Raw genomic sequence first — 25,521 nt, forward strand, 5'->3', positions numbered from 1 at the left:
GGCCAGCCTTCATTCAACGGAACGATTTTTCTTCCATGTCCAAAAGTATTCCGCCAACCGGAATTTTTCAGAAATTCATCCCGCTGAGCAGAATTCGAAATTGACGCTCCCCAATATGGCTGGCTAGAGTCCGCGTCAATGACGCACCGGCCATCCGGTGTGCGAACCCGGAGCTCCCCATGTCGTTTCTCACGCTTACGGATCTGACGAAATCGTTCGGCGAGCTCACCGCCGTCGCCGACGTCAACCTGTCGGTCGAACAAGGCGAATTCGTGTCGCTGCTCGGGCCGTCGGGCTGCGGCAAGACCACGACGCTGCAGATGATCGCCGGCTTCGTCGACGTCACGCGCGGCCGCATCGCGCTCGACGGTCAGGACATCACGCACATGAAGCCGAACCGCCGCGGGCTCGGCATCGTGTTCCAGAGCTATGCGCTGTTTCCCCACATGAGCGTCGCGGAAAACGTCGGCTTCGGCCTCGACATGCGCGGCGTCGACAAGGCGGAGCGCGCCGAGCGCATCCGCGCGGCGCTCGCGCTCGTGCGTCTCGATGCGCTCGCGCACCGCTTTCCGCGCGAGCTGTCCGGCGGCCAGCGGCAGCGTGTCGCGATCGCGCGTGCGGTCGTGATCGAACCGCCGGTGCTGCTGCTCGACGAGCCGATGTCGAACCTCGACGCGAAGCTGCGCGAAGAGATGCAGTTCGAACTGCGCGCCATCCAGCGCAAGATCGGCACGACGACGATCATGGTCACGCACGATCAATCGGAAGCGCTGTCGATCAGCGATCGCGTGGTCGTGATGGAAGCCGGCCGCATCACGCAGACCGATACGCCGTACCGCGCGTACGAGCGCCCGGAGAACCACTTCGTGTCGCAGTTCATCGGCAAGGCGAACCTGCTGCCCGGCACCGTCGTCGCGCACGACGGCGACGCAATCCGCATCGACCTCGGCCACGATCTCGCGGAGACGGGCCGCACCGCGCACCTGCCGGCGCGTGAGCGCGACGTGCGCATCGGCGACGCCGTGTCGGTGTGCATCCGCCCTGAAAAACTGCGACTGTGCGCGCCGGGCGCGGGCCGTTTCGCCGCGACGGTCACGAGCCGCTTCTTCCTCGGCAGCCAGTGGCTGTACCGCGTCGACAGCGCGCTCGGAGAAGTGCTCGTGTGTTGCCAGAACGAAGGCGCGGAGCCGCTCGCGGAAGGTGCGCCGGTCGGCGTCGACTGGCACAGCGATGCGGTGCGCGTGATGCGGCGGGAGGCCTGAATGGGACAACCTGCCCGACCGCTCCCGACCGACGGCACGCCGGCCGCGCTCGCGCAATCGGCCGGAGCCGCTGCGTCGGTCGATGCGGCGCCGCTCCGCGCCACCAGTGGCCGCACGCTGCGTGCGTCATGGCGCGCCCATGCGCCGCTGTGGCTGATGTGCGCGCCCGCGTTCCTGCTCTTCGCCGCGCTCGTGCTCGTGCCGCTCGCGATGACCTTCGCGCTCACGTTCTACCGCTACGATCCGGCCACGGGCCCGATCGCCGCGTTCCAGTTCGGCAACTACGCGGAGGTGCTCGGCTCGTCGTACTTCCACACGATCTTCGCGCGCACGTTCGGCATCGCCGCGCTGACCACCGCGATCTGCGTCGCGATCGGCACGCCCGAAGCGTACGTGCTGTCGAAAATGCGCGACCCGTGGCGCTCGCTGTTCCTGCTCGCGATCCTCGCGCCGCTGCTCGTGTCGGTCGTCGTGCGCGCGTTCGGCTGGAGCATGCTGCTCAACACGAGCGGGCTCGTGAACCAGGCGCTCGGGCTCGTCGGTCTCGGGCCGTACAAGCTCGAATACACGACGTTCGCGATCGTGATCGCGCTGGTGCACGTGATGCTGCCGTTCATGGTGATCCCCGTGTGGACCGCGCTGCAGCGGCTCGATCCGCAGACCGAGCACGCGGCGCTGTCGCTCGGCGCGTCGCCGTTCACGACGCTGCGTCGCATCGTGGTGCCGCAGCTGATGCCCGGCGTGCTGTCCGGCAGCCTGATGGTGTTCGGGCTGTCGGCGAGCGCGTTCGCGATTCCGGGCCTGCTCGGCGGACGCCGGTTGAAGGTCGCCGCGACCGCCGTCTACGACGAATTCCTCGGCTCGCTGAACTGGCCGCTGGGCGCGACGATCGCGGTGCTGCTGCTGGTCGCGAACCTCGTCGTGATGCTCACTTACTACCGCGTGCTCGAACGCCGCTATGCGCGCAGCCTCGGAGGCGCTTCCCGATGAGAAAGAACGGCCCGTTCGCCCTGGCGTTCCACACGCTCGTGATCCTGTTCGTGCTCGCGCCGCTCGTGATCGTCGTGCTCGTCGCGTTCACGCCCGACGAAACACTGACGCTGCCGACGCACGGCCTGTCGCTGCGCTGGTTCCGCGCGATCCTCGACTATCCGGACTTCGTCACCGCATTTGCCAACAGCGTGAAGCTCGCGTTCGCGTCGGCGATGCTGTCGCTCGCGATCGCGTTGCCCGCCGGGCTCGCGATCGGCCGTGCGGCGTTTCCCGGCCGCGCGTTCCTGAACGGCCTGCTGCTGTCGCCGCTCGTGATCCCCGGCCTCGTGCTCGGCATCGCGCTGCTGCGGTTCTTCGCGCTGATCGGCGCGACCGGCTCGTTCGCGTGGCTGGTGCTCGCGCACATGATCGTCATCACGCCGTTCGTGATGCGGCTCGTGCTCGCATCCGTCGCCGGCCTCGATCGCAGCGTCGAACAGGCTGCGTGCTCGCTCGGCGCCGATCCGTGGACGACGTTCCGCCGCATCACGCTGCCGATGATCGTGCCCGGCATCACCGGCGGCTGGCTGCTCGCGTTCATCAACAGCTTCGATGAACTGACGATGTCGATCTTCGTCACGTCGCCGCAGACGGTCACGCTGCCGGTGCGCATGTACATGTACGCGACCGAATCGATCGACCCGATGATGGCGTCGGTGTCGGCGCTCGTCATCTTCATCACCGCCGGCGCGATGCTGCTGCTCGATCGCGTGTACGGCCTGAACCGCATCCTGATCGGCCAACACTGATGACGACTTCCGTTTCCCGTTCCACCGGCATCGCGGACGACGGCGCGCAGTTCGTGCGCATCGCCGAATGCGAGCGCGCCGCCGTCGCGTTCACGCTCGACGGCCGTCCCGCGCACGCGCTCGCCGGCGACACCGTGCTCACCGCGATCCTCGTCGCGCAGCGCCGTGTGCGCGTGAGCGAATTCAGCGGCAAGCCGCGCGCGGGCTTCTGCCTGATCGGCGCGTGCCAGGACTGCTGGGTGCGCACCGAGGCCGGCACACGCGTGCGCGCATGCTCGACACCGATCGCCGACGGCATGCGGATTCTCACCGGCGCGCAGCCCGCCGCAGCCGGAGATGCATCATGAACGACGCATTGCGACCGGTGATCGTCGGCGCGGGACCGGCCGGCGTGCGCGCGGCCGAGGCGCTGGTCGACGCGGGGCTGCGCCCCGTCGTGATCGACGAGAACGCGCGTTGGGGCGGACAGATCTATCGTCAGCCGCCGGCCGACGGTGCGTTCGCGCGCGGCAAGCGCGTGCTGTACGGCTTCGAGGCCGCGAAGGCCGATGCCGTGCACCGGACCATGGCCGCGCTGCTGCCGCACGTCGATTACCGGCCGGACACGCTCGCATGGGCGTGCGGCGCGGGCCGCGTCGACGCACTCCAGGACGGCCGCGAGACGACCGTGCCGTTCTCGCACCTGATCGTCGCGAGCGGTGCGACCGATCGCATGCTGCCGGTGCCGGGGTGGACGCTCGCCGGCGTCTACACGCTCGGCGGCGCACAGGTCGCGCTGAAGGCACAGGGCTGCGCGATCGGCAGCCGCATCGTGTTCGCGGGCACGGGACCATTGCTGTACCTCGTCGCCTACCAGTACGCGAAGGCCGGCGCGCAGGTCGCGGCGGTGCTCGACACGAGCCCGCTGCGCCAGCAGGCGGCGGCCGCTCCCGCGCTGCTGCGCATGCCGTCCACGTTCGCGAAGGGGCTCTACTACATCGGCTGGCTGCGCGCGCACGGCGTCGCGATCGAAACGGGCGTCACGCTCGAGCGCGTGCTCGGCGAGCGGCACGTGACGGGACTCGCTTGGCGCGCGGCCGGCGGTGACGCGCCGCCGCGGCTGCTCGACTGCGATGCGCTCGGCCTCGGCTTCGGTCTGCGTTCGGAAACGCAGCTTGCGGATCTCGCCGGCTGCCGGTTCCGTTTCGATCCGCTCAACCGCGCATGGCTGCCAGAACGCGACGCGGCCGGCCGCACGTCGGTGCGCGGCATCTACGTCGCGGGCGACGGTGCCGGCATCGCAGGCGCCGACGCGGCCGAGGCGTCCGGGCGACGCGCGGCACTGGCGCTACTCGACGATGCGGGCATCGAGACGCCGTCGCCCGCGCGTTCCGGCAAACCCGACGCGGCGATGCTGGAACGCACGCTCGCCCGGCTCGGCACGTTCCGCGCGGGCCTCGAAGCAGCGTTCGCGCCGCCCGCCGCACTCGCCGCGCGCTGCCCGGACGACACGATCGTGTGCCGCTGCGAGGAAATCGACGCGGGCACGCTGCGACGCTGCATTCGCGGCGGCGAAGCGACCGAGCTGAATCGGTTGAAGGCGCTGACACGCGCCGGGATGGGCCGCTGCCAGGGCCGCATGTGCGGCGACGCGACCGCACTCGTGCTCGCCGCGGAAACCGGCCGCTCGCTCGCGGACGTCGGTCGGTTGCGCGCGCAACCGCCGGTGAAGCCGTTTCCGATCTCCGCCGCGCTCGCGGGTGACGATGTCGCGGCGATTCCCGACGAGGCGCGCGATGAGTGACCTTCGCCACTACGACGTCGCGATCGTCGGCGGCGGGCTCGTCGGTGCATCGGCCGCGCTGGCGCTGACGCGGCGCGGCTTGCGCGTCGCCCTGTTCGAGCGCCGCGACTGTGGCGCACAGGCGAGCGGCGTGAACTACGGCGGCGTGCGCTGCCAGGGCCGCCCGGCCGAACAGCTGCCGCTCGCGCTGCGCGCACGCCGCATCTGGGATCGCCTGCCGGAGCTGATCGGCATCGACGGCGAGTTCGTCGTGTCGGGCCATTTGCGCCTCGCGCGCAGCGACGCCGATCTCGATGCACTCGACGCCTATGCGGCGCTCGCCGGCGAGCACGGCCTGCCGCTGCAGGTGATGCGCGGCGATGCGTTCCGTCGCCGCTATCCATGGCTCGGCCGCGCGGCGGTCGGCGGCTCGCTGTGCGCGACCGACGGACACGCGAACCCGCGCGTCGTGTCGCCCGCGTTCGCGCGTGCAGCCCGCGCGGCAGGCGCCGACGTATTCGAGCACGCGCCGGTCGACGATGTCCGTCACGACGGCACGCGCTTTCACGTTCATGTCGGCGACCGCGTATGCACCGCAACGTGGCTGATCAATTCGGCCGGCGCATGGGCGAACGCGATCGCAGAACGCTTCGGCGAAGCCGTGCCGATGGAGCCGATCTATCCGAACATGTGGGTGACCGAACCGCTGCCGCCGTTCATCACGCACAACCTCGGCGTGTACGGCGGCGGCGTGTACGCGCGGCAGGTCGCGCGCGGCAACTGCGTGATCGGCGGCGGGCGCGGCAGGGGCGACTGCGAGTTCGGCCAGCCGTCGGTCGATACGACACGCTCGGTGATGCGCGATGCGTGCGCGCTGCTGCCCGCCTTGCGCGACGCGCTGCTGATCCGCACGTGGAGCGGCGTCGAAGGCTGCACGCCGGACCACAACCCGATCATCGGCGCGAGCCGCACCACGCCGAACCTGCTGCATGCGTTCGGCTTTTCCGGCGGCGGCTTCCTGCTCGCGCCGGGCGTCGGCGAGGTGCTCGCCGATCTCGTCACGACCGGCGAAACCGCCACGCCACTCGATGCATTCTCGATCGGCCGCTTCGCTCCGCGAACCATGCCGACCGCCCCTTTCCGTCAAGAGGAGACCCAACGATGAAACTGCTCGGAACGATCGCGGCGGCTGCCGCCCTCTGCATCGCAGGCGCCGGCGCGCCCGCGTTCGCGCAAACGAAGACGATCTACGTCGGCATGAACGGCGGGCCGATGGAAAAGGCCTACACGAGCCAGGTGCTGCCTGACTTCGAGAAGGCGAACAACGTGAAGGTCGTCGTGGTACCCGGCACGTCATCGGACGTGCTCGCGAAGCTGCTCGCGAACCGCAACAAGCCGCAGATCCACGTCGCCTTCCTCGACGACGGCGTGATGGCGCGCGCGGTCAGCCTCGGCGTGTGCCAGAAGCTCGACGATTCGCCGGTGCTGAAGGAGCTGTACCCGTTCGCGCGGATGAAGGATGACGTCGGCGCGGGCGTGCAGCTCGGGATGACCGGCATCGCGTACAACAGGAAACTGTTCGCGGAAAAAGGCTGGGCGCCGCCGACGTCGTGGATGGATTTCGCCGATCCGAAATACAAGGGCAAGGTCGTGTTCCAGTCGGCGTCGAGCAGTACCTTCGGGCTGCACGGCTTCCTCGCGATCAACCGGCTGCTCGGCGGCAACGAACAGAACGTCGAGCCCGGCTTCAGCAAGTGGGCGAGCACGGTCGGGCCGAACGTCGTCGAGTACATCCCTAACTCGGCGAAGATCTCCGAGATGGTGCAGACCGGCGAGGCCGGCCTGTTCCCGCTGACGCCGACCGGCGTCGGCGACCTGCAGGACAAGGGCATTCCGGTCGCGTATGCGAACCCGAAGGAAGGCCCGGTGCTGCTGCTCGTCGACCTGTGCGTGGTCGCGAACAACCCGGATCCGCAACTGGCCCAGAAGCTCGCGCAGTTCCTGCTGTCCGCGCCGGCGCAGACGAAGGCGGCCGAGGCCGGCAAGCAGATCCCGACCAACCGTCTCGCGAAGATGCCCGCCGCGATGCAGCAAAGCCTCGGCAACGTCGACGATCTGGTGCGCAAGGTGACGGTGGTGGACTGGACGGCGATCAACGCGCGCCGCGCGCAGTGGGACACGCGCTGGAACCGGCAGATCGAGCGTTAACAGGCGCCGGCGCGCGCGGGCACGGCCGTGCGCGCCGCGACCATCATTTGCGGGAGTGATGACACTCCCCTTTTTCTGCGGATTTGACCGGGGCGGCAGTGCCGACAACACTAGCCCGCAGTGCCGCATGCGTTCCAGAGACGGCACGCACCCGCCCCCTTCAGAGTCCGCCATGTACCCGACCGACACCGTGCAGTCCCCGAGCGCCGCCCGGCCGCTCGCCGACCGGCAGCTTCGCCGAATCGTCATCGCCTCCGTCGCCGGCAACGCGATGGAATGGTATGACTTCTTTGTCTACGGAACGGCCGCCGCGCTCGTGTTCGGCCACGTGTTCTTTCCACCGGGCGCGTCGCCGCTCGCCGGCAGCCTCGCCGCGTTCGCGGCGTTCGCGCTCGGCTTCGTCGCGCGGCCGCTCGGCGGGATCGTGTTCGGCCATGTCGGCGACCGTTACGGCCGCAAGGCGTCACTCGTGTGGACGCTGCTGATCATGGGCGCGTCGACGTTCGCGATCGGCTTGCTGCCGACCTACGCGCAGGTCGGCCTGTGGGCACCGGCCGCGCTCGTCGTGCTGCGGCTGTTGCAAGGCATCGCGTCCGGCGGCGAATGGGGCGGCGGTGTGCTGATGATCAGCGAGAACGCACCGCCCGAGCAGCGCGGCTACTACGCGGCGTGGAGCCAGCTCGGCGTCGGCGGCGGCTTCGTGTTGTCGTCGGCCGCGTTTCTCGCCGCACAGGCACTGCCCGACGACGCGTTCCGCACCTGGGGCTGGCGGCTGCCGTTCCTCGCGAGCATCGCGATCTTCGCGATCGGCATCTATATCCGCCGTCACCTTCCGGAAAGCCGCGACTACGAGCAGGCCGGCAAGCGCGGCGCGCACACGCATTTACCGGTCGTCGAATGCCTCCGCCGCCATCCGAAGGAAATCCTGCTCGCGATGGGGCTCCGTGTCGCCGAAAACGGCGGCGCGTACATCTTCCTCGCGTTCTCGCTCGTCTACGGCAGATATGTCGGCATCCCGAACGGCGTGATGCTGACCGGCGTGATGATCGCGATGGTCGTCGAGATGGCCGCGATGCTCGCGTGGGGCCGCCTGTCCGACCGGATCGGCCGCAAGCCCGTGTACCTGATCGGCGCGCTGAGCCTCATCGCGTGTGCATTCCCGTTCTTCTGGCTGCTCGACACGCGCGCGACGCCGCTCGTGTGGCTCGCGCTGACGGTCGGAACCGCGGTGAGCCACGGCGCGATGATCGGCACGCTGCCCGCGCTGGTCGGCGAGCTGTTCAGCACCGAGGTGCGCTATTCGGGCGTCGCGCTCGGTCATGAAGTCGCGTCGATCTTCGCGGGCGGGATGTCGCCGTTGATCGCGACCGCGCTGCTCGCGCGCTACCAGGCTTCGTGGCCTGTGTCGCTGTTCCTCGTTGCGCTCGGCCTCGTGACCGTCGTGACGCTATGCGCGATGCGCGAGACGCGCGTCGTGCGGGCTGGCGATTCGCACGGCGACGGGGCGTGAGCGTGCGGCGCGCCCGCACGCAGGTCGGGCCACGTGCGCCAGCCGGCCGTGGCCGATGCAGCAGCGCGTCGTGCGGCGCAGGCATCCCCACCCTGCCAGCACCGTCCGACGCCCACGCGGCCCTGCCGCGACGGCTACATGCCCGATGCCCGCCCCGCGCCGTCGAACACCGGCGCCAGCCCCAGATGATCGAGCAAGCGCCCGAACTCGCCAAGCCGCTGCCGCATGTACGCGGCGACGTCGACGTCCGCATAGTCGTGGAAGCCAGCCCCCGTGCGCACGCCGTCGCGCCCGGCTTCCATGTTGCGCACGACGCTGTCGGCCGGCGCAAAGCGCGGGCCGATTTCGCCGGCGAGATACGTCGACGCGTAGTACAGGATGTCGCAACCGCCCCAGTCGATGAACTCGAGCAGCCCGAGCACCGCGAAGCGCGGGCCGAAGCCGGTGCGGATCGCGGTGTCGATGTCCTCGGCGCTCGCGACACCCTCTTCCACCATGCGCACGGCCTCGTTCATCGCGAGCGCCTGGATGCGCGGCACGATGTAGCCCGGCGCCGGCCCGCAGATCACCGGCTTCTTCCCGACGCGCTCGAGCAGCGCGGCCAGTGCATCGACGACCCGTTGATCGGTCGCGCCGCTGCGGCTGATCTCGACGAGCGGCATCAGCAACGCCGGGTTCAGCCAGTGCGCGTTCAGCATCCGTTCAGGGTGTGCAACATGGCGCTGCAGCTCGGTGACGACGAACGTCGACGTCGTCGACGCAATCGTTGCGCACGCATCGACATGCTCGCCCAGCCAGCGCAGCGCGTCGACCTTTGCATCGAGCACTTCGGGCAGCGATTCGAACACGATGCCGGCGCCGCGCACGGCGTCTGCTGCGCCGTCTTGCGCGACCAGTGCGATACGCGCGACCACGGCCCTGGCGTGCGTGTCGTCGATACGCCCGAGCGCGACCTGCGCATGCAGCGGCCGCAGGATCTCGCCTCGCGTGCGATCCTCGAACACACGCCATCCTTGCGCGTCGCGCGGCTTGAAGTCGATCAGCGTCACGTCGAGGCCCGCGAATGCGAAGACGAGCGCTATCCCCTGCCCCATGCGTCCGGCGCCGAGCACGTGCACGCGCGTCACGTCGGTGGCGGGCGTCATGCGGCGTATCCCGCATCGAGCAGCGCGCGCATCGCATCGCGCGACAGGGCGGCAAGGCCGAACCCGTCCAGCGTACGGCCTTGCGCATACAGGTCGCGCTCGGTCACCGCCGACGCGACGCTCAGCAGCCCCTGCGCAACGGGCGTCGGCACGTTCGCCCAACGCCCGCACGACACGATGAACGACAGCCCGAGCCGGGTGTCCTCGAGCATGTAGCGATGCGTGCACAGATCGATCTTCTCGCGCCAGTCGCCGCTGTCGGTCAGCTTGCCGTGCGCGCCTCGCCCGTACATCCATTCGTCGCCGTCGGTCGCATAGTGGTCCGCGAGCGGGAAATGCGGCGCGCGATAGCCGAGTGCTTCGCGCACGGCGATGCGTTCTGCGTCGAGCGCGTTCGTCACGCGGCGGATCGACTGTTGCGTGCCTTCGTTGTGGATGTCCCACGCGTCGAAGTGTTCGAGCGGCCCGGCGTTCATCAGGATCAGCGGCGGGTGGATCACCGGGCCCGCATTCATCAGCGCGCCCGACAGCGCATCCTCGACCGGCTCGACCGGCGGATAGCCCGCGCGCAGCACGTCGAACGCCCAGCCGGCCGCGTTCGCAGGAAACACGCCGGTCGGCAGGCGCGTCGCATACGCGCTGATCACGACCGCGTTCTCGCCGTGCTTGCGCACCAGATACGGCAGCGTGCCCGTCTCCGCATACGCAACGCGCGCACGGTTGCCGGCGTCGGCCGCCGCGCGCGCGAACACGAAGCTGCCGAACGTGCCGGGCGGCAGGAACACGACCTGGCCGTCCTCGAGCAGCGGCGCGACCTGCGCGGCGAGCGCGTCGTGCGAAACGGCCGGCAGCGGCACCACGACGAGCCGCGCGCCGCGCAGCGCGGCCGCGAGATCGTCGGTCAGGCGGATCGCGCCAGGCGCGTCGCCGAGCGGCACCGCGCGCTTGCCGCGATAGTCGGTCACGTGCAACGCGCCGAGCTCGCGCAGCCGCGCATGCGGTTCGCGGTCGCGCCGCCACCACGTCACGTCGTGGCCCTTCTCAAACAGGTCGATCGCGGCCGCATGGCAGCCGTGGCCTCCGCCCAGTACACATACCTTCATCGTTGTCTCCCGGTGAGTGAATGGTTCCGAGACTACGCGGTGGCGCATATCGCGTCGCTTCGAAACGCGCAACGGCACGCCCGTTCGCGCAACGCAATCGCAACAACACGCACGCCGCCGCGCTCACGCATCCAATACGAGGCCACCATATGGATATCGCGCTCTCCCGACATGCGCCGAACCGGCTCGGCACGCTGCATGCGCCCGACGAAGTCGAACGCGCGGTCGCGCACCGGCTCGGGCCGCACCGGATGGCCGCGCGCGGCCGCGATCCGTTTCATGCGGAGCTGTATGAGGTGCCGCTGCATCACGGCGCGCTGCTCGAACTCTGCTACGGCCGCGAAACGCGCATCGATTTCGGCGACGATGCCGATCATTTCCTGTTCCGGCTGACGCTGTCGGGCGCGTGCGAACTGCGGGCCGGCGATGGCGTCGCGCGGGCGGGCCCGGGCCAGCTGACCGTGTCGTCGCCGGCGCGCGCGAGCCGCCTGTGCACAAGTCCCGATTGCCGCAACCTGGTGCTGCGACTCGAACGCGGCGCACTCGAACGCAAGCTGCGGGACATGCTGCACGCGACGCTCACGCGGCCGCTGCAGTTCGATCTTGCCGCCGGCGGCAACGGCACGGGCGTCGCGCTCGTGCTGCCGACCTTCGAATACCTGTGCCGGCTCGGCGCACAGCCGCACATCGGCGCGTCGACGACGACGTTCGGCGCCGATCTCACCGCTTGGCTGATGTCGCTGCTGCTCACGCACCTGCCGCATTCGTACAGCGCTGCGCTGGCGCGCGGCACGCCGCCGCTGCCGGCGCACGTGCGCCGCGCATGCGACCACGTCGACGCGCATCTGGGGGATCCGCTCGCGCTCACCGCGCTGGCAGCCGTCGCGGGCGTCGCGCCGCGCACGCTGCAGCACGCATTTCGCGCGTTCCTGAACACCACGCCGGCCGCATACGTGCGCGAGCGCCGGCTGGCCGCGGTGCACGCCACGCTGGAACGCGGCGACGCACGCAGCGTGACCGACGTGCTGCTCGCGCACGGCATTCATGGCTTCGGCCATTTCGCGAAGGCCTACGCGCGGCGTTACGGCCACGCACCTTCCGTCACCGCGAGGCAAGCACGATGACGCATTCCGCCACCGGCCGGCCGCCAGCCCGCCATGAAGCCGCGCCGCACGACGCGGACGCGCCCGACGGCCTGCGCGTGCAGGACCTCGACCTGAATCTGCTGAAGACGTTTCGCGCGGTCTATACGGAGCGGCATGTCGGCCGTGCGGCGTTGCGGCTCGGCGTCACGCAGCCGTCGGTCAGCTACGCGCTCGGCCGGTTGCGGCTGATGTTTCGCGACGCGCTGTTCGTGCGCACCGGCACCGGCGTCGAGCCGACGCCGCGCGCGCAACGGCTCGCCGTGTCGGTCGACAAGGCCCTCGCGATCCTGCAAGACGTGCTCGACGAAGGCTCGCGGTTCGTGCCAGACAGCACGCAGCGCGTGTTCCGGCTACACATGAGCGACTTCGCGGCGAGCGCGTTCCTGCCGACGCTGCTCGCGGAATTCGACCGGCGCGCACCGGGCGCGGTGATCGAGACGCTGCACGTCGACGAATGCCAGCTCAACGTCGCGCTCGAATCGGGCCGCATCGATTTCGCGCTCGGACATTTCGCGGACGCGTCGAGCCACTTCCAGCGCACCGCGCTGCTGCACGAGCGCTGCGTGCTGCTGATGCCGCGCCGCACCGCGCAGCGCGTCGCGATGCCCGACGATTTCGTGCTCGACGGCGACGCGCCGGACACGCTGCGCTTCGTCGCGGTGTCCACGCATCCGCAGTCGATGCAGTTGCTCGTGCGGCACGGACTGATGCCGCGCGTGCGTGCGGCGCTCCCCGACTTCATGGTGGTGCCTGCGTTGCTCGAACAGGGCGACTATGCGCTGATCCTGCCGGAAACGATCGCGATCACGTTCGCCGCGCGGCAGCCGTGCGCACTGTACGAGATCGCCGGTGCCGGCGAGTGGGCGGTCAATGCGTACTGGCACCGGCGCTTCGATGCGGACCCGGGCCATCGGTGGCTGCGTGCGCTGCTGCTGGAGTTGTTCGATATCGGCCGGCAGGCGCCGTTCGATGCATGGCTCGCGCCGCAACCACCCGCCTGCGCGTAGCGGCGCAGGCGGACAGGGCCAGCCGTCGGCGGTCAGAACGACGTGAGGATGCCCGCGACGATCGAGCTGGCGGTCGCGCCGGGCTTGGCGACCGCGACGCCGCCGCCCGCCGCGCCGTTCACGACGAAGCGCGCATGTGCGCCGTTGCGCACCATCGCGGCACCCGTGTACAGCACCGTGCGTTTCGACAACGGATAGTCGAAGCGGATGCCGTACGAATCGGCGTTGCCATCGCTGTCGGCCACCTTCCGGTAGTGGCCGATGCTCAGCAGCAGCGACGCGTGCCCGATCGGCACCGTCGCGCTGAGTTCCATCGTGTCGCTGTGAGGATACGCGCTCTGACTGTCGATCGCGGCCGCGACATCCGGGCCGCCGCGATGCCGCATGTACAGCGCAGCGACCTTCACGACGTCGAAGTCGTACGAGATCGCGCCGACCGTGTAGTTGCCGTTCGCGGCCGGGCTCGTGTCGCCGAGCGCGGGTGCGGCGACCGGGCTGAACTTCTGCTGCATGTAGTCGACGTCGACCGACAACCCGCCGCGCACGTAGTTGAGGCCCGCGCCGTACGTGTCGCCGAGCGATGCCGGCCGGCCGGCCGCGCCGTTGGTGCCGCGCGCGGCCATCGCGCGCAGCATGAAGCCCGCATAACGCGGCGACGTGTAGCGCATCGCGTTGCGCACGCGCAGGAACGCGGGTCCGACGAAGTTGTTCGTCGCGTTGCCCCATGCGAGGCCCGCGCCGAGGCCGGGCAGGCTGTACGTGACGAGCGTGGTATGCACGATCGTGTAGAGCTCGCCGAGCTGCACGCCACCGAACGGCCCCGTGATGCCGACCCAGGCCTCGCGGCCGAACAGCGCGCTGCTGTTCGACAATGCGCCACTCGCCGCGTTGAAGCCGTCCTCGAGCTTGAAGATCGTCGCGTAGCCGCCGCCGAGGTCCTCGACACCCTTCAATCCCCACTGCGATGCCCACAGGTTGCCGCTGCCCATGCGTGCAACGTGGTTCGGCCCGGCGTTCGCGTACTCGATCGCGGTATCGACGCGGCCGTAGAGCGTCACGCTCGATTGTGCGACAGCCGGCAGCGATACGCATGCAAGCAGCGCGGCAGCCAGCATGGCAAGCGGTGCGGCAAGCCGGTCGGCTCGCCCGTTCGGATGGTTCATCTTGGTCGTCCCGTGGAGATTGCGGCGCCTGTCGGCATCGCGCCGCTTGATGTGAAGCGCATTCGCCGCGAAGGGCCAACGCTGCCGATCAAAAACGGGCCGAGTCTAGGAACGACAATTTCGGACGTCGACGCAATCCGCTCTATAACGCTTATAGATGTGCCGCATGATGCGCACGCGCCCCGCCGCACGCGCGCTGCGCGGCGCCCCGTGCGCACGGCCTCGGTGTTTTCTTTATCCGGGTCGGTAGATGTCCGTGTGGCGCGGCTGTCACTCCGGCTATGGCGGCCGAATTTGGCCGACTACGCTGCCTCTCCAATCGTGTCACCCGCACGCTTTCGCGCCGCGACGGCACCCGGCCCGCGAGGCCGGCGCCGCGCTTTTCCACCGCCCGCTCCTGGAGAATCCGCATGTCTGCACCCACGGCCCGCGCTGCCGACGGCAAGCGCTATACGTACGAATGGTATGTCGTCGTCATCTGCATGCTCGCGTATGTCTTTTCGTTCGTCGATCGCCAGGTGCTCGTCCTGATGATCGAACCGATCAAGCGCGACCTGCATCTCACCGACACGCAGTTCAGCCTGCTCAACGGGTTCGCGTTCTCGCTGTTCTACGCGGTGATGGGGTTGCCCGTCGCGTATCTCGCCGACCGCTACGCACGTCCGCGCATCATCTCGCTCGGCATCGCGCTGTGGAGCGTCGCGACCGCCGCCTGCGGGTTCAGCCAGCACTTCGTGCAGATGTTCGTCGCGCGGATGGGCGTCGGCGTCGGCGAGGCCGCGCTGTCGCCCGGCGCGTATTCGATGCTCGCCGACTATTTCCCGAAGGAGAGGCTCGGCCGCGCGATCGCCGTGTATTCGCTCGGCTCGTTCATCGGCGGCGGCGTCGCGTTCCTGATCGGCGGCTACGTGATCGCGCTGCTCAAGCACGCGAGCGCGTTCACGCTGCCGGTCGTCGGGCAGGTGCATGCGTGGCAGGTCACGTTCCTGATCGTCGGGCTGCCGGGGATTCTCGTCGCGCTGCTGTTCGCGGCCACCGTGCGCGACCCGCAGCGCAAGGGGCTCGCGCAGGATCGCTCGGGCGCCGTGCGACGCGTGTCCATGCGCGACTCGCTGCGCTTCGTCGGCACGCATCGCACAACCTTCGCGTGCCATTACCTCGGCTTTTCGTTCTACGCGATGACGCTGTACTGCCTGCTGAGCTGGACGCCCGCGTTCTACATCCGCCGCTTCGGCATGACGGCCGTCGAAGCCGGCTACACGCTCGGCATCGTGCTGCTCGTCGCGAATACGGCCGGCGTGTTCTGCGGCGGCTGGCTCAACGACTGGCTGCTGCGGCGCGGCCGCACCGATGCGCCGATGCGTGCCGGCGCGATCGGTGCCGCATGCATGGCGATTCCCGCGACGCTGTTCACGCAGCTCGACAGCCTGCCGGCGTCGCTCGCGATGCTCGTCGTCGCGATGTTCTTCGCGTCGTTTCCGATGCCGACGTCGACCGCCGCGATGCAGACGCTCGCGCCGAACCAGATGCGTGCGCAGATCTCCGCGCTGTTCCTGCTCGTGTCGAACCTGATCGCGCTCGGTATCGGCACGACCGTGGTCGCGCTGTTTACCGATCGCGTATTCGGCGCGCCGGCCGCGGTCGGCCATTCGATGTCGATCGTCAACGTAGCGGCGGCCACGCTCGCCGCGCTGCTGCTGGCAGCCGGGTGCCGGCACTATCGCCGCAGCCTCGATCGCGAACGCGGCCATGCATCGGCAGCCGCGCCGCAGGCGGCCGAGGCTGCCAACGCGATCGCCGCCCGCTGAACATCGAGCGCAATCGGTCGCCTGGCCATCATCCATCTCACTGATTCAGGCATCGCTTTTTAATCGATTTGATTTATGCGATGCCTCTCCCTATTCTCGATCGCATGACGGCGCGGTGTCTGCCGCGCCGCGTTCCTCCTCCCCCACGGATTTACCCATGCAAGCGAACCGCCACCAAGTCCGGATCGACGCGCTGATCGACGCGGCGCAGGATATCCGCTGTTTCCGGGTTTCGCGCGTCGACGGCCAGCCGTTCGACGCATACGAACCAGGCGCCCATATCGACGTCACCGCGCCGTCCGGCATCACGCGGCAGTACTCGCTGTGCGGCAACCCCGACGAGCGCGGCAGCTTCCTGTTCGCGGTGAAGAAGGAAGCGCAGTCGCGCGGCGGCTCGCGTTCGCTGCACGACGACGTGACCGTCGGCGCCGAGCTGTCGATCGGCGCGCCGCGCAACCTGTTTCGTCTGACGGATGACGCAAGCGAGCACGTGCTGATCGCGGCCGGCATCGGCATCACGCCGCTGCTGTCGATGGCCTATGCGCTGCACAAGCGCGGCGCGCGCTACCGGTTGCATTACTTCGCGCGCAGCCGCGATCACGCGGCATTCGTCGAAGAACTGTCGGCCGAACCGTTCGCGTCGCACGTGACGTTTCACTACGGCATCGAGCCCGATGCGCTCGCGGCCGAGCTGGGCCGCTGCGTCGAATCGGTCGATGCGCACGCACACGTCTATACGTGCGGCCCGGGGCCGTTCATGGATGCAGTCGTCGCGGCAGCCGCGACGCGCTTGCCCGACGATTCGATTCATCTCGAACGCTTCGCTGCCGAACCGGCCGCCATCGGTGCGGACCATGCCGGCGCCGGCCCCGCACACGGCTTCGAAGTGCGCCTGCAGCGCAGCGGGCAGTCGGTACGCGTCACGCCCGACACGTCGATCGTCGACGCACTCGCGCGGATCGGCATCGAGGTCGATACCTCATGCGGCGAAGGCGTATGCGGCACCTGCATGGTGCCGGTGCTCGACGGCGAGCCCGATCATCGCGACCACTGCCTCAGCAAGGCCGAGCGTGCGAGCAATACGGTGATCTGCTGCTGCGTGTCGCGTGCGCGATCGGCGGTGCTCGTCCTCGATCTCTGATGCCTTGATGCATGGAAGAACCGACATGCGGGCGCGCACGCGCCGCGCAGCCGTCACGCGTCGAACCGCTCGACTATCTCGGCGAGCAGCGCACGCATCCACGCGTTGCCCTCGTCTTCGTGGAAATGCTCGTGCCAGTGCATCGTCACCGGCGCGGGCGGCAGCGTGACGGGCAGGTCGTACAGCCGGAACGCGTTATCGCGGTTCAGGATCTGCGCGAGCCGCTTCGGCAGCGTCGCATAGAGATCGGTGACCGACAGCACGCTCGGCAGCGCGACGAAATGCGGCACTTCGAGCGCGATGTTGCGGCCCACGCCCTGCGCGCGCAATGCGTCGTCGAGCGCGTGATGGCTGTGCTCGACCGATTTCACGTTGACGTGCGCGGCGCGCACGAACTGGTCGAGGCTCAGCACGGCGCCACCTGGCAGCCCGCGCCGACGGCCCGTCATGCAAACGTAGGTCTCCTCGAACAGCACCTGGTGACGAGTGCGCGGCATCAGCTCCGGCAGGTTGCCGATCGCGAAATCCAGCCGGCTCGCGCGCAACGCTTCCTCGATCTCCTCCACCGGCAGCGGCTGCACGCTCAGCGTCACGCGCGGTGCACGCTCGCGCAGCGCCTGGCAGATCGCCGGCAGGTACGCCATCTCGCCCGCGTCCGACAGCGACAGCCGGAACGTGCGCGTGCTGGTGGCCGGATCGAAGCGCTCAGCGTAGCGCAGCGCCACACGCACCATGTCGAGCGCCTTGCCGACGATGCCCGCGAGTTCGAGCGCGACCGGCGTCGGCTGCATGCCCGCGCGCGTGCGCACGAACAGCGGATCGTCGAACAGCGTACGCAACCGGCCGAGCGAATAGCTGACGGCCGGCTGCGACAGCGCGAGCCGCTCGCCGGCCTTCGTCAGGCTGCGCTCCTCGACGATCGCCTGGAATACGCGCAGCAGGTTCAGATCGAGATGATCGACCGATGTCATGACCGCCTCCACTATTCGTCCAATTGATGCGTGAACGCATTCTAAATCAGTGAAGCGGATTATTACGCGGGCGGCGAGAATTCGCCGTCAGGTTTCCGGCCGATGGAACATCTCGTGGATGACACCGCGCAGCCATGCGATGCCGGGGTCCGCCGCGAACTGCACGTGCGTGTGCATCTGGATCTCGATCGGCGGCAGCACGAACGGCAGCGGAAAGATCCGGAACGCGCGACCGCGATTGAAACGCTCGGCGACGCTGCGCGGAAAGATGATCGCCAGATCGGTGTGCTGAACGATCTCCGGCGCGACGATGAAATGTGGCAACCGCAGCACGACGGTGCGCTCGACGTGCAGCTCGTCGAGCCACTTTTCGACCATGCGGTGGCCGGTCGCATTGCTGCTCGCGTAGACGTAGCGCAGCGCGGTCAGGTCTTCCTGCGTCGGCGCGCGCTTGCGCAGCGGGTGGCCCGCTCGAACCATGCATACATGCTCGTCCGAGAACAGCGTCTCGCTCACGCAGCCGAGGCCCGGGTCGGGCACATAGCCGAGCGCGAGATCGATCTCGCCGCTGCGCATCGCGGCGCCGACCGCCTCGACCGCCGCGCTCGCGATCTCGACGTGAATGCCCGGCGCGACTTCCGCGAGCTTCGCGAGCAGCGGCGGCAGGAAATAGAACTCCGACATGTCGGACATCGAGAGGCGGAACGTGCGGCTGGCCGTGGCCGGATCGAAATGCGCGACCTGTTGCACCGCGAGATCGATGATTCCGAATGCCCGCGTCAGCGGGCCGTGCAGCTGGCGCGCCACGTCGGTCGGCGCCATGCCGGCCGGCGTGCGCACGAACAGCGGATCGTCGAAGAGATTGCGCAAGCGCCGCAGCGCGTGGCTGACGGCCGGCTGTGTGAGCCCGAGCCGCTCGCCGGCCACGGTGAGGCTGCGCAGCTCCGAAATCGCGAGGAACACCCGCAACAGGTTGAGGTCGGTGACGACCGGATGGGATTTGGTCATGGCGCTCGCAAGCCGCGGCGGGGGCGCGTCGGCACGACCGGCAAGCGGTCGCGCGACGCGGCGCAGACTACTCGGCCGATGTTATCTCAAAACTTTCGCTCGCCATCGGGAAATGCGGCGTCGCGCCCGAAAACGGCGGCAGCGCATCGAAATCGCTGCGCATCAGCAGGCGGACCGGCGACGCCAGCGCGTGCGCCAGTGCATCGGCATCGTCGAACACGACCTTGTTGCGTTGCATCGCGTGCGCGCGCGGCGCCGGCAGCGCGCTCCGGTAATCGACGCGCGTGTAGATCTCGATCGCGCGGATGCCCGGCAATTGCGCCATCAGCGGCGGATGACGATCGAGGTAGTGCGACAGCCACGCGTTCGGATCCTCGGCCTCGCCTTCATAGCTGACGAGGAAGGTACAGCTTCGCGCGCCCGGGCCCACACCCGGGCCCGCCACCTGAATCCGGCGCACGGCCATCGCCTGCTGCGCGACGCGCCAAGCTGCCGCCTGCCATCGCACCATGCAGGCGTATGCGGCGCCCGTCGGCGCAAGCGTCGCTTCGAGCGCGTCGAGCTCGGCGAAATAGCCTTGCAGCACGCATGCGGGCGATGGCGGCCGCGCCACGGGGTCGGCACGGTCGGCGGCCAATGCGACGGGCCGATGGACGACCAGCCGCTCCAGCCCGGGCGTGGCGCGCAACGCCGCCACGGCATCGCCGATGCCGGCCAGCGGCACGTCAGCGGCGGCATCGGCGCCATGCTCGACGATCAGGAACAGGCAGACTTCCATCCGTCACCCCGCCCGCGCGGCCAGCGGATGCGCGAGCCGGTGGAACGCGCGGCCGAAGTAGATCAGCCCGTCGGCCGCCGCATGCAGCGCGATGTGATCGACCTCGACGAACATCACCGAATGCGAACCGACCGACTTGCTGTCGATGATGCGCCCTTCGAGGCTGACGTTCGCATCGGCCAGCACCGGCACGCCGGTTTTGCCGTCCAGCCAGCGCGTGTCGTCGAAGCGCGTATCGCCCGGCGCCGGCGTCATGCCGGCGAACGTCCTCGCGACCTCCTGGCACGCGGACGGCAACAGGTTGATCGCGACGCGCCCGTTGCCGCGCATGATGTCGTGCGCGCGGCTGCCGCGGTTGATGCACACCAGCATCGTCGGAGGCATATCGGTCACCGAGCAGACCGCGCTCGCGGTGATGCCCCAGCGGCCGTGCGCACCGTCGGTGGTGACGACATTGACGCCGGCCGGCAGGCGCGACATCGCCTCGCGAAAATCCTGGCGGACGTCGCATTGGATCGTTGCTTCGTTCATCTTGTGCTCCTGCTGCGAAGAATCGGCGTGGTGCCGATCACGGGTACGGCGTAACGGGTACGATGCCGGCAAACACGGCGCCGGAGCCGTCGTAGGTCGCCTCGCCGAGAAACGCGTGCTGCGTGACCACGATCGAATCGCGCACCAGCTGCTGCAGCCGGTTCTCGCGATAGATCGCGGCCGTGCCGGCAAGCTGGTAGGCCTGCATCACGACCTTCGCGCACACCTGCGCGGCATGCGTCGCGCTCAGGCGCAGCAGGTTCGCCTGCTGCGGCGATACGGGCCGGCCAGCGGCCAGCGACGCCCACGCGGCTTCCGCCGTCTCGTAGAAAAACGCCCGCGCACTGCGCCAGTCGGCCTCGGCCTTCGCAAGCCCTTCGCGGTAATACGGACGATCGGCGAGGCGCGGCGCGCCGGTGGTCGTCTTCGTCGCGCCCGACATCGCGGTGAGCAGGTCCAGCGCGGCGCGCGCGATGCCGACGTTCACGGCCGCATGCACTTGCGCCTGGTACGCGACCGCCGGATAGCGGTACAGCGGTTCGTCGACGGTCGGCTCGCCGCCGCGCACGAACGTCCAGGCTGCGTCGACGAACCGGTCGTTCAGCGCCAGGTCGTGACTGCCGGTGCCCTGCATGCCGACCACGTGCCAGTTCTCGATGATCTCGACGTCCTCGGCGCGAAACACGGCCGTGAACGGCTTGCCCGGCGCGCCGCCGTCGGCCGGCGCACCGCCGATGCCGACACCGATCCAGTCCGCCCCCTTGCAGCCGCTCGCGAAGCGCCAGCGGCCCGTCACGCGGTAGCCGCCCGGTGCGGGCCGGGCCGGCTGCAGCGGGTAAAGCCCGCCCGCGAACACCTGGTCGGGGCCGTCCGCGTAGATCGCGCGCTGCGTGTCGAGCGGCAGCGCGGCGAGATACGTGTTGGCCGAGCCGAATGCCGCGACCCACGCGGCCGAACCGTCGGCGATCGCGATCCGTTCGAGCATCGCGAGAAATACGTGCGGCGGCAGCGCGTCGCCGCCGAAGCGCGCCGGCGTGCCGGCGCGGAAGATACCCGCGCGTTTCATCATCGCGATCACGTCGCGCGGCACGTGCGACAGCCGGTCGAATTCGTCGCGCCGGCGTTCGACCTCGGCGATCACCGTATCGAGAGGCAAAGGTGACCGGTCGGCCGGTTGCGGCGGCACGGGCACGTCGGGCACGACGGCACGGATGGCGGAATGAGCTTGCATGGTGATGTCCTGAAAAGGCGAAAGGTATGGAGGAAAGACGGTGCGACGGTCAGCGCGATCGGGCAGCATCGCGCATCGCCTTCGGATGGGTTTCCGGTGCGATGCAGGTTGCGACGACCGTGATTGCGCCGAGCAGCACGAGATAGATGACGATCGGCGTCGCGCTGCGGTAGTGCGCGAGCAGCGCGGTCGCGATTGCCGGCGACAGCCCGCCGCCGAGCACCGACGCGATCTCGCGACCGATTCCGAGCCCCGAGAACCGCAGGTGCACAGGCAGCAGTTCGCTGATGAACGCCGGCTGCGCGCCTTCGAGAATGCCGATCGCGATGCTGTTGGCCAGGAGCAGGGCGACGATCACGTGCGAGAAGCGGCCCGACTGCAGCAACGTGAAGTACGGATACGCGATCAGCACTACGGCGACGGCGCCGAGCAAGTAGACGGGCTTGCGGCCGATCCGGTCGGTCAGGCGGCCCGCGAGCAGCGTCACGGGAATCATCAGCAGCATCGAGATCACGAGCCCGCTCAGTAGCCACGATGCATCGAGACCGATGAACTTGCCGTACGCGAGCGAGAACGCGAAGAACAGGTACGACACCGCGCCTTCGCCGAACCGCAGCCCGAACACGGTCAGCACTTCGCGCGGGCATTCGCGCAGCACGTCGACGAGCGGCGTCGCGCTGGACTTCCGTGTCGACCGCGCATCGGCGAATTCCGCGCTCTCGCCGATCGAGCGGCGCATCCACAGGCCGAACCCGACGAGCACGATGCTCGCGAGGAACGGGATGCGCCAGCCCCAGCGCTCGACGTCGGCTGCCGGCAACTGCTGCACGAGCAGGAACGCGGCAGTCGACAGCACGAAGCCGAACGCCGCGCCGCACGGGCTCCATGCGGCGAGCGCACCGCGCCGGTCGACCGGCGCGTTCTCGTGGATCAGCAGGATGCTGCCGCTCCACTCGCCGCCGGCGGCGAGCCCCTGCAGCACGCGGAGCAATACCAGCGCGACCGGCGCGGCGACGCCGATCTCGCGATAGGTCGGCAACAGCCCCATACCGACCGTCGCCGCGCCCATCGTCAACATCGTCAGCATCATCACGGTCTTGCGCCCGTAGCGATCGCCGATGTGCCCGCACAGCAGCCCGCCGATCGGACGCGCGACGAAGCCGACCGTGAAGCCGCCGAACGCCGCGATCGTGCCGGTCAGCGGATCGCTGCCGACCGGAAAGAACAGCTTGCCGAACAGCAGCGCGGCGGCCGTCCCGTACAGGAAGAAGTCGTACCATTCGAGTGCCTGCCCGAGCACGGCGGTCGCGACCGCGCGTCGGACCGAACTCGTGCTGCGGGAAACGGGCAACGAAACCGCTGACAGGGGCGCTGGTGAGTTCATGGTGTGTTGGGGGATAAGTTCAGTTGTCCTGCCTGTCCCGCATCGGGCGGCAGGTCCGCGATCGAATCTGTTCACTGCGTCCGAATCACGATAAGAGCGCAGCGGAATACGGTCAAATTCCCGCCAAAAATGATGAACATGAATCGCATGCATGGGCATGCCGTGCCGCGAGTCGCCCATCTAATTATCCATCGCGCTTATTTGATCGCCTTTTTTAGATCAATTTGACGGATGAAAACGCGGCGACGAAACTGGTCCCGCTATCCGTGCGAGGTCCGCCCGACCGGACCCGCACTTCCTCGCGACTCTTTCCCCACGACGACGATGAGCGACATTTCCTACCAGACGATCGACACCCGCGCGCTGCACGGCTTCGCGCAGCCCGACCGCATCGCACCCGCGATGTATCACGATCCCGCGCTGTTCGAAGCCGAGCTCGACCGCATCTTCTACCGCACCTGGATCTGGGTTGCGCACGAAAGCGAGCTGCCGAACCCGGGCGACTTCATCACGACGACGATCGGCCGCCAGCCAGTGATCGTCGTGCGCGACAAGACCGGCGAGATCAACGTGCTGCAGAATCGCTGCCGCCATCGCGGCGCGACCGTGTGCGAATCGCACAAGGGCAACGCGAAAGGCTTCACGTGCCCATATCACAGCTGGTCGTACTCGCTCGACGGCACGCTGCGCGCGCTGCCGTATGGCGACGGCTACGAAGGCGTGTGCGAGAAGGGCGACCTGCCGCTCGTGAAGCTGCGCGTCGGCGTGTACCAGGGGCTGATCTTCGCGAGCTTCAACGACGCCATCGAACCGCTCGAGGATTTCCTCGGCGGCGCGAAACCGTGGATCGACCTGTTCATGAAGCAGGGTGCAGGCTACCCAATCAAGGCGAACGGCGAGCACAAGTTCAAGTTCAAGGGCAACTGGAAGATCCAGCTCGAGAACACGACGGACCTCTATCACTTCCCCGTCGTGCACAAGTCGTGGATGAAGTCGATCGACGACGAGACGGCCGCCGCGATCACGAGCTTCATGACGAGCGAGGACGCGTTTTGCCGCGCGCTGGGCAACGGCCACAGCCTCGCGGTGCTCATGCCCGAACTGATCGATCTCGACGAAGACGACGGCGCGCCGCTGCCCGAGCGCTTCGCGCCGCTCGCGGCGAAGCTCGCCGAGCGCCACGCGCCGGACGAAGTGCGCCGCATCGTGCGCTCGCTGATGGGCGTCGGCTTCAACCTGAACCTGTTTCCGAACCTCGCGCTATCGATGGCGTTCTTCCGCGTGCTGCGGCCGATCTCGGCGAACGAGACCGAGATCCGCCACGTCGCGCTCGCGATGGACGGCGGCCCGGACGAGGCGAACCGCGAGCGGCTGCGCATCCACGAGCACTTCCAGGGCCCGTTCGGCTTCGGCAGCCCCGACGACGCGGAAGCCTGGGAGCGCGTACAGCGCGGCGCGCATGCGGGCCCCGACGTGCCGATCCTCGTGAACCGCGGGCTGAACCGCGAGACGACGGCCGCGAACGGCGAAAAGACCGCGCATGCCACCGACGAGACGGGCATGCGCGAGGCCTACCAGCAATGGCGAAAAATGATGGAGCAACAGTGATGGATGACCGCAACGCCCTTTTTTCCGAGCAGACCTTCGCCCGCGCGGTCGAATTCGTGTGGCGCGAAGCCGAGATGCTCGACCGTCGCGACTATCGCGCATGGCTCGACCTGTGGGATCCGGCCGGCCATTACGTGGTGCCGATCGATCCCGATGCGACCGACTTCGCGGCGACGCTGAACTACGTGTTCGACGACCATGACATGCGCGAGAAGCGCGTGCAGCGGATGCTGTCCGGCTATTCGGCGTCGGCGTCCGACGCGGCGCGCACGGTGCGCACCGTGTCGCGCTTCACGCTGGAAAGCGGCAGCGCCGACACCGTCGAGCTGAAATCCGCGCAGGTTGTCGTCGCATACAAGCGTGGCGTCGCGACCCTGTTCGCGGCCAATGTCACGCACAAGCTGCGTGTCGATGCGGACGGCGAGATGCGGATCGCGGAGAAGGTCGTGCGCCTGATCGACTCGACCGAAGCGCTCAGCGCGATCGGCTTCCTGCTGTAAGCCGCCGCCGGTTCACCGCCGAATCCGCAACGGTGAACCGGTCACCTTCACCTTTACGGACGACCATGCCCACACTCGAAGTTTTCCTGCCGGCCGGCCACGACGACGCCTGCAAGGCCGAGCTGATTGCGCGGCTCAGCAGCGCGACCGTCGACGCGACAAGCGCGCCGATCGGATCGGTGCGCGTGCTGCTCACCGAATTGCCCGCGACGCATATCGGCCTCGGCGGGTGCACGGCCGCCGACGGCGCGCCGCCGTCGCTGCCGGTGATCGTCGCGATCCTGATCGCCGGCCGCACCGATGCGCAGAAACGCGCGCTGATCGCCGCGCTGTCCGACGCTGCCGCGAACGTGCTCGATGCGCCGTTGCAGGCAACGCGCGTGATGATCAAGGACATCCCGAACACCGACTTCGGGATCGGCGGCCAGACCGCGCGGGCGCTGGGGCGCTGACCGTGTGCCGCGCGTCGCTGCCC

24 protein-coding genes are annotated in these 25,521 nt (G+C 68.7%); 15 read left to right on the forward strand and 9 right to left on the reverse strand.

Annotated features, from left to right (window positions below; genetic code table 11):
- The first annotated feature begins 179 nt into the window (after positions 1–179).
- From ACT2FV_RS08330 to ACT2FV_RS08365, 8 genes are all read left to right on the forward strand, one after another.
- The gene (locus ACT2FV_RS08330; RefSeq protein ID WP_444503616.1) at positions 180–1,262 is read left to right on the forward strand and encodes an ABC transporter ATP-binding protein; all 1,083 of its coding nucleotides are present in this window, start codon (positions 180–182) and stop codon (positions 1,260–1,262) included.
- Positions 1,263–2,252 (forward strand): ABC transporter permease, encoded by a 990-nt coding sequence (locus tag ACT2FV_RS08335; RefSeq protein WP_444503617.1) that lies wholly within the window; start codon positions 1,263–1,265, stop codon positions 2,250–2,252. It abuts the gene before it with no gap.
- Positions 2,249–3,043 (forward strand): ABC transporter permease, encoded by a 795-nt coding sequence (locus tag ACT2FV_RS08340; RefSeq protein WP_444503618.1) that lies wholly within the window; start codon positions 2,249–2,251, stop codon positions 3,041–3,043. Before ACT2FV_RS08335 ends, ACT2FV_RS08340 begins: the two co-directional genes overlap by 4 nt.
- A complete protein-coding gene (locus ACT2FV_RS08345; protein WP_444503619.1) occupies positions 3,043–3,390 on the forward strand; it encodes a (2Fe-2S)-binding protein in 348 nt (115 codons plus the stop codon). The genes ACT2FV_RS08340 and ACT2FV_RS08345 overlap by 1 nt, the downstream gene beginning before the upstream one ends.
- A complete protein-coding gene (locus tag ACT2FV_RS08350) occupies positions 3,387–4,826 on the forward strand; it encodes an FAD-dependent oxidoreductase (RefSeq protein ID WP_444503620.1) in 1,440 nt (479 codons plus the stop codon). The genes ACT2FV_RS08345 and ACT2FV_RS08350 overlap by 4 nt, the downstream gene beginning before the upstream one ends.
- Positions 4,819–5,970, forward strand: coding sequence for an NAD(P)/FAD-dependent oxidoreductase (locus ACT2FV_RS08355; protein ID WP_151050501.1), 1,152 nt, complete (start codon positions 4,819–4,821; stop codon positions 5,968–5,970). The genes ACT2FV_RS08350 and ACT2FV_RS08355 overlap by 8 nt, the downstream gene beginning before the upstream one ends.
- A complete protein-coding gene (locus ACT2FV_RS08360) occupies positions 5,967–7,013 on the forward strand; it encodes an ABC transporter substrate-binding protein (protein WP_124620866.1) in 1,047 nt (348 codons plus the stop codon). Before ACT2FV_RS08355 ends, ACT2FV_RS08360 begins: the two co-directional genes overlap by 4 nt.
- A 172-nt stretch (positions 7,014–7,185) precedes the next feature.
- Positions 7,186–8,523: an MFS transporter gene (locus ACT2FV_RS08365; protein WP_059601302.1), complete on the forward strand. Its 1,338-nt coding sequence runs from the start codon at positions 7,186–7,188 to the stop codon at positions 8,521–8,523.
- A 134-nt stretch (positions 8,524–8,657) separates the two neighbouring features.
- On the opposite strand, the gene ACT2FV_RS08370 is transcribed toward ACT2FV_RS08365, so the two are convergent.
- Together ACT2FV_RS08370 and ACT2FV_RS08375 are read right to left on the reverse strand one after the other, a co-directional pair.
- Entirely contained in the window at positions 8,658–9,668 is a 1,011-nt protein-coding gene (locus tag ACT2FV_RS08370; protein WP_444503621.1) for a 3-hydroxybutyryl-CoA dehydrogenase, read from the reverse strand.
- Positions 9,665–10,771, reverse strand: coding sequence for an NAD/NADP octopine/nopaline dehydrogenase family protein (locus tag ACT2FV_RS08375; RefSeq protein ID WP_444503622.1), 1,107 nt, complete (start codon positions 10,769–10,771; stop codon positions 9,665–9,667). Before ACT2FV_RS08375 ends, ACT2FV_RS08370 begins: the two co-directional genes overlap by 4 nt.
- 149 nt (positions 10,772–10,920) lie before the next feature.
- On the opposite strand from ACT2FV_RS08375, the gene ACT2FV_RS08380 reads away from it, so the two are divergent.
- Both ACT2FV_RS08380 and ACT2FV_RS08385 read left to right on the forward strand, forming a co-directional pair.
- Complete coding sequence (locus tag ACT2FV_RS08380) at positions 10,921–11,895, forward strand: AraC family transcriptional regulator (RefSeq protein WP_444503623.1); 975 nt, start codon at positions 10,921–10,923, stop codon at positions 11,893–11,895.
- Entirely contained in the window at positions 11,892–12,923 is a 1,032-nt protein-coding gene (locus ACT2FV_RS08385) for a LysR family transcriptional regulator (RefSeq protein ID WP_444503624.1), read from the forward strand. The genes ACT2FV_RS08380 and ACT2FV_RS08385 overlap by 4 nt, the downstream gene beginning before the upstream one ends.
- A gap of 32 nt (positions 12,924–12,955) precedes the next feature.
- Here the strand turns inward: ACT2FV_RS08385 and ACT2FV_RS08390 are convergent, their stop codons facing one another.
- A complete protein-coding gene (locus ACT2FV_RS08390; protein WP_444503625.1) occupies positions 12,956–14,086 on the reverse strand; it encodes a porin in 1,131 nt (376 codons plus the stop codon).
- 410 nt (positions 14,087–14,496) lie between these two features.
- Here ACT2FV_RS08390 and ACT2FV_RS08395 point away from each other — a divergent pair, with 410 nt between their 5' ends.
- Together ACT2FV_RS08395 and ACT2FV_RS08400 are read left to right on the forward strand one after the other, a co-directional pair.
- Positions 14,497–15,894, forward strand: a complete 1,398-nt coding sequence (locus tag ACT2FV_RS08395; RefSeq protein WP_124620851.1) for a spinster family MFS transporter — start codon at positions 14,497–14,499, stop codon at positions 15,892–15,894.
- Between the two features lie 157 nt (positions 15,895–16,051).
- A complete protein-coding gene (locus ACT2FV_RS08400) occupies positions 16,052–17,035 on the forward strand; it encodes a PDR/VanB family oxidoreductase (RefSeq protein WP_444503626.1) in 984 nt (327 codons plus the stop codon).
- Between the two features lie 53 nt (positions 17,036–17,088).
- On the opposite strand, the gene ACT2FV_RS08405 is transcribed toward ACT2FV_RS08400, so the two are convergent.
- The 6 genes from ACT2FV_RS08405 to ACT2FV_RS08430 form a co-directional block, all read right to left on the reverse strand.
- Entirely contained in the window at positions 17,089–18,006 is a 918-nt protein-coding gene (locus tag ACT2FV_RS08405) for a LysR family transcriptional regulator (protein ID WP_124901430.1), read from the reverse strand.
- Between the two features lie 87 nt (positions 18,007–18,093).
- The gene (locus ACT2FV_RS08410; RefSeq protein ID WP_444503627.1) at positions 18,094–19,014 is read right to left on the reverse strand and encodes a LysR family transcriptional regulator; all 921 of its coding nucleotides are present in this window, start codon (positions 19,012–19,014) and stop codon (positions 18,094–18,096) included.
- A gap of 67 nt (positions 19,015–19,081) precedes the next feature.
- Complete coding sequence (locus ACT2FV_RS08415; RefSeq protein ID WP_444503628.1) at positions 19,082–19,792, reverse strand: ethyl tert-butyl ether degradation protein EthD; 711 nt, start codon at positions 19,790–19,792, stop codon at positions 19,082–19,084.
- Between the two features lie 3 nt (positions 19,793–19,795).
- The gene (locus tag ACT2FV_RS08420; protein WP_444503629.1) at positions 19,796–20,323 is read right to left on the reverse strand and encodes a flavin reductase; all 528 of its coding nucleotides are present in this window, start codon (positions 20,321–20,323) and stop codon (positions 19,796–19,798) included.
- Between the two features lie 37 nt (positions 20,324–20,360).
- Positions 20,361–21,554, reverse strand: coding sequence for an acyl-CoA dehydrogenase family protein (locus tag ACT2FV_RS08425; RefSeq protein WP_444503630.1), 1,194 nt, complete (start codon positions 21,552–21,554; stop codon positions 20,361–20,363).
- A 49-nt stretch (positions 21,555–21,603) separates the two neighbouring features.
- Positions 21,604–22,938, reverse strand: a complete 1,335-nt coding sequence (locus ACT2FV_RS08430) for an MFS transporter (protein WP_151050460.1) — start codon at positions 22,936–22,938, stop codon at positions 21,604–21,606.
- Between the two features lie 324 nt (positions 22,939–23,262).
- Here ACT2FV_RS08430 and ACT2FV_RS08435 point away from each other — a divergent pair, with 324 nt between their 5' ends.
- The 3 genes from ACT2FV_RS08435 to ACT2FV_RS08445 all read left to right on the forward strand — a co-directional run bounded on the left by ACT2FV_RS08435 (position 23,263) and on the right by ACT2FV_RS08445 (position 25,498).
- Positions 23,263–24,546, forward strand: a complete 1,284-nt coding sequence (locus tag ACT2FV_RS08435; RefSeq protein WP_444503631.1) for an aromatic ring-hydroxylating oxygenase subunit alpha — start codon at positions 23,263–23,265, stop codon at positions 24,544–24,546.
- Positions 24,543–25,046, forward strand: a complete 504-nt coding sequence (locus ACT2FV_RS08440; protein WP_444503632.1) for an aromatic-ring-hydroxylating dioxygenase subunit beta — start codon at positions 24,543–24,545, stop codon at positions 25,044–25,046. The genes ACT2FV_RS08435 and ACT2FV_RS08440 overlap by 4 nt, the downstream gene beginning before the upstream one ends.
- 65 nt (positions 25,047–25,111) lie before the next feature.
- Positions 25,112–25,498, forward strand: a complete 387-nt coding sequence (locus ACT2FV_RS08445; RefSeq protein WP_444503633.1) for a tautomerase family protein — start codon at positions 25,112–25,114, stop codon at positions 25,496–25,498.
- The last annotated feature ends 23 nt before the right edge of the window (positions 25,499–25,521 follow it).

Source organism: Burkholderia sp. PR2 (assembly GCF_052372875.1).
In the GTDB taxonomy this organism is placed as follows: Bacteria; Pseudomonadota; Gammaproteobacteria; order Burkholderiales; family Burkholderiaceae; genus Burkholderia; species Burkholderia diffusa.

Excerpts from the sequence above, each read along its gene's own strand:
- ACT2FV_RS08425 (WP_444503630.1), bottom strand. The coding sequence starts at position 21,554 with ATGCAAGCTCATTCCGCCATCCGTGCCGTCGTGCCCGACGTGCCCGTG.
- ACT2FV_RS08365 (WP_059601302.1), top strand. The coding sequence starts at position 7,186 with ATGTACCCGACCGACACCGTGCAGTCCCCGAGCGCCGCCCGGCCGCTC.
- ACT2FV_RS08390 (WP_444503625.1), bottom strand. The coding sequence starts at position 14,086 with ATGAACCATCCGAACGGGCGAGCCGACCGGCTTGCCGCACCGCTTGCC.
- ACT2FV_RS08435 (WP_444503631.1), top strand. The coding sequence starts at position 23,263 with ATGAGCGACATTTCCTACCAGACGATCGACACCCGCGCGCTGCACGGC.
- ACT2FV_RS08360 (WP_124620866.1), top strand. The coding sequence starts at position 5,967 with ATGAAACTGCTCGGAACGATCGCGGCGGCTGCCGCCCTCTGCATCGCA.
- ACT2FV_RS08330 (WP_444503616.1), top strand. The coding sequence starts at position 180 with ATGTCGTTTCTCACGCTTACGGATCTGACGAAATCGTTCGGCGAGCTC.
- ACT2FV_RS08395 (WP_124620851.1), top strand. The coding sequence starts at position 14,497 with ATGTCTGCACCCACGGCCCGCGCTGCCGACGGCAAGCGCTATACGTAC.
- ACT2FV_RS08420 (WP_444503629.1), bottom strand. The coding sequence starts at position 20,323 with ATGAACGAAGCAACGATCCAATGCGACGTCCGCCAGGATTTTCGCGAG.
- ACT2FV_RS08430 (WP_151050460.1), bottom strand. The coding sequence starts at position 22,938 with ATGAACTCACCAGCGCCCCTGTCAGCGGTTTCGTTGCCCGTTTCCCGC.
- ACT2FV_RS08380 (WP_444503623.1), top strand. The coding sequence starts at position 10,921 with ATGGATATCGCGCTCTCCCGACATGCGCCGAACCGGCTCGGCACGCTG.
- ACT2FV_RS08350 (WP_444503620.1), top strand. The coding sequence starts at position 3,387 with ATGAACGACGCATTGCGACCGGTGATCGTCGGCGCGGGACCGGCCGGC.
- ACT2FV_RS08335 (WP_444503617.1), top strand. The coding sequence starts at position 1,263 with ATGGGACAACCTGCCCGACCGCTCCCGACCGACGGCACGCCGGCCGCG.
- ACT2FV_RS08345 (WP_444503619.1), top strand. The coding sequence starts at position 3,043 with ATGACGACTTCCGTTTCCCGTTCCACCGGCATCGCGGACGACGGCGCG.
- ACT2FV_RS08340 (WP_444503618.1), top strand. The coding sequence starts at position 2,249 with ATGAGAAAGAACGGCCCGTTCGCCCTGGCGTTCCACACGCTCGTGATC.
- ACT2FV_RS08405 (WP_124901430.1), bottom strand. The coding sequence starts at position 18,006 with ATGACATCGGTCGATCATCTCGATCTGAACCTGCTGCGCGTATTCCAG.
- ACT2FV_RS08400 (WP_444503626.1), top strand. The coding sequence starts at position 16,052 with ATGCAAGCGAACCGCCACCAAGTCCGGATCGACGCGCTGATCGACGCG.
- ACT2FV_RS08410 (WP_444503627.1), bottom strand. The coding sequence starts at position 19,014 with ATGACCAAATCCCATCCGGTCGTCACCGACCTCAACCTGTTGCGGGTG.
- ACT2FV_RS08375 (WP_444503622.1), bottom strand. The coding sequence starts at position 10,771 with ATGAAGGTATGTGTACTGGGCGGAGGCCACGGCTGCCATGCGGCCGCG.
- ACT2FV_RS08385 (WP_444503624.1), top strand. The coding sequence starts at position 11,892 with ATGACGCATTCCGCCACCGGCCGGCCGCCAGCCCGCCATGAAGCCGCG.
- ACT2FV_RS08445 (WP_444503633.1), top strand. The coding sequence starts at position 25,112 with ATGCCCACACTCGAAGTTTTCCTGCCGGCCGGCCACGACGACGCCTGC.
- ACT2FV_RS08370 (WP_444503621.1), bottom strand. The coding sequence starts at position 9,668 with ATGACGCCCGCCACCGACGTGACGCGCGTGCACGTGCTCGGCGCCGGA.
- ACT2FV_RS08415 (WP_444503628.1), bottom strand. The coding sequence starts at position 19,792 with ATGGAAGTCTGCCTGTTCCTGATCGTCGAGCATGGCGCCGATGCCGCC.
- ACT2FV_RS08355 (WP_151050501.1), top strand. The coding sequence starts at position 4,819 with ATGAGTGACCTTCGCCACTACGACGTCGCGATCGTCGGCGGCGGGCTC.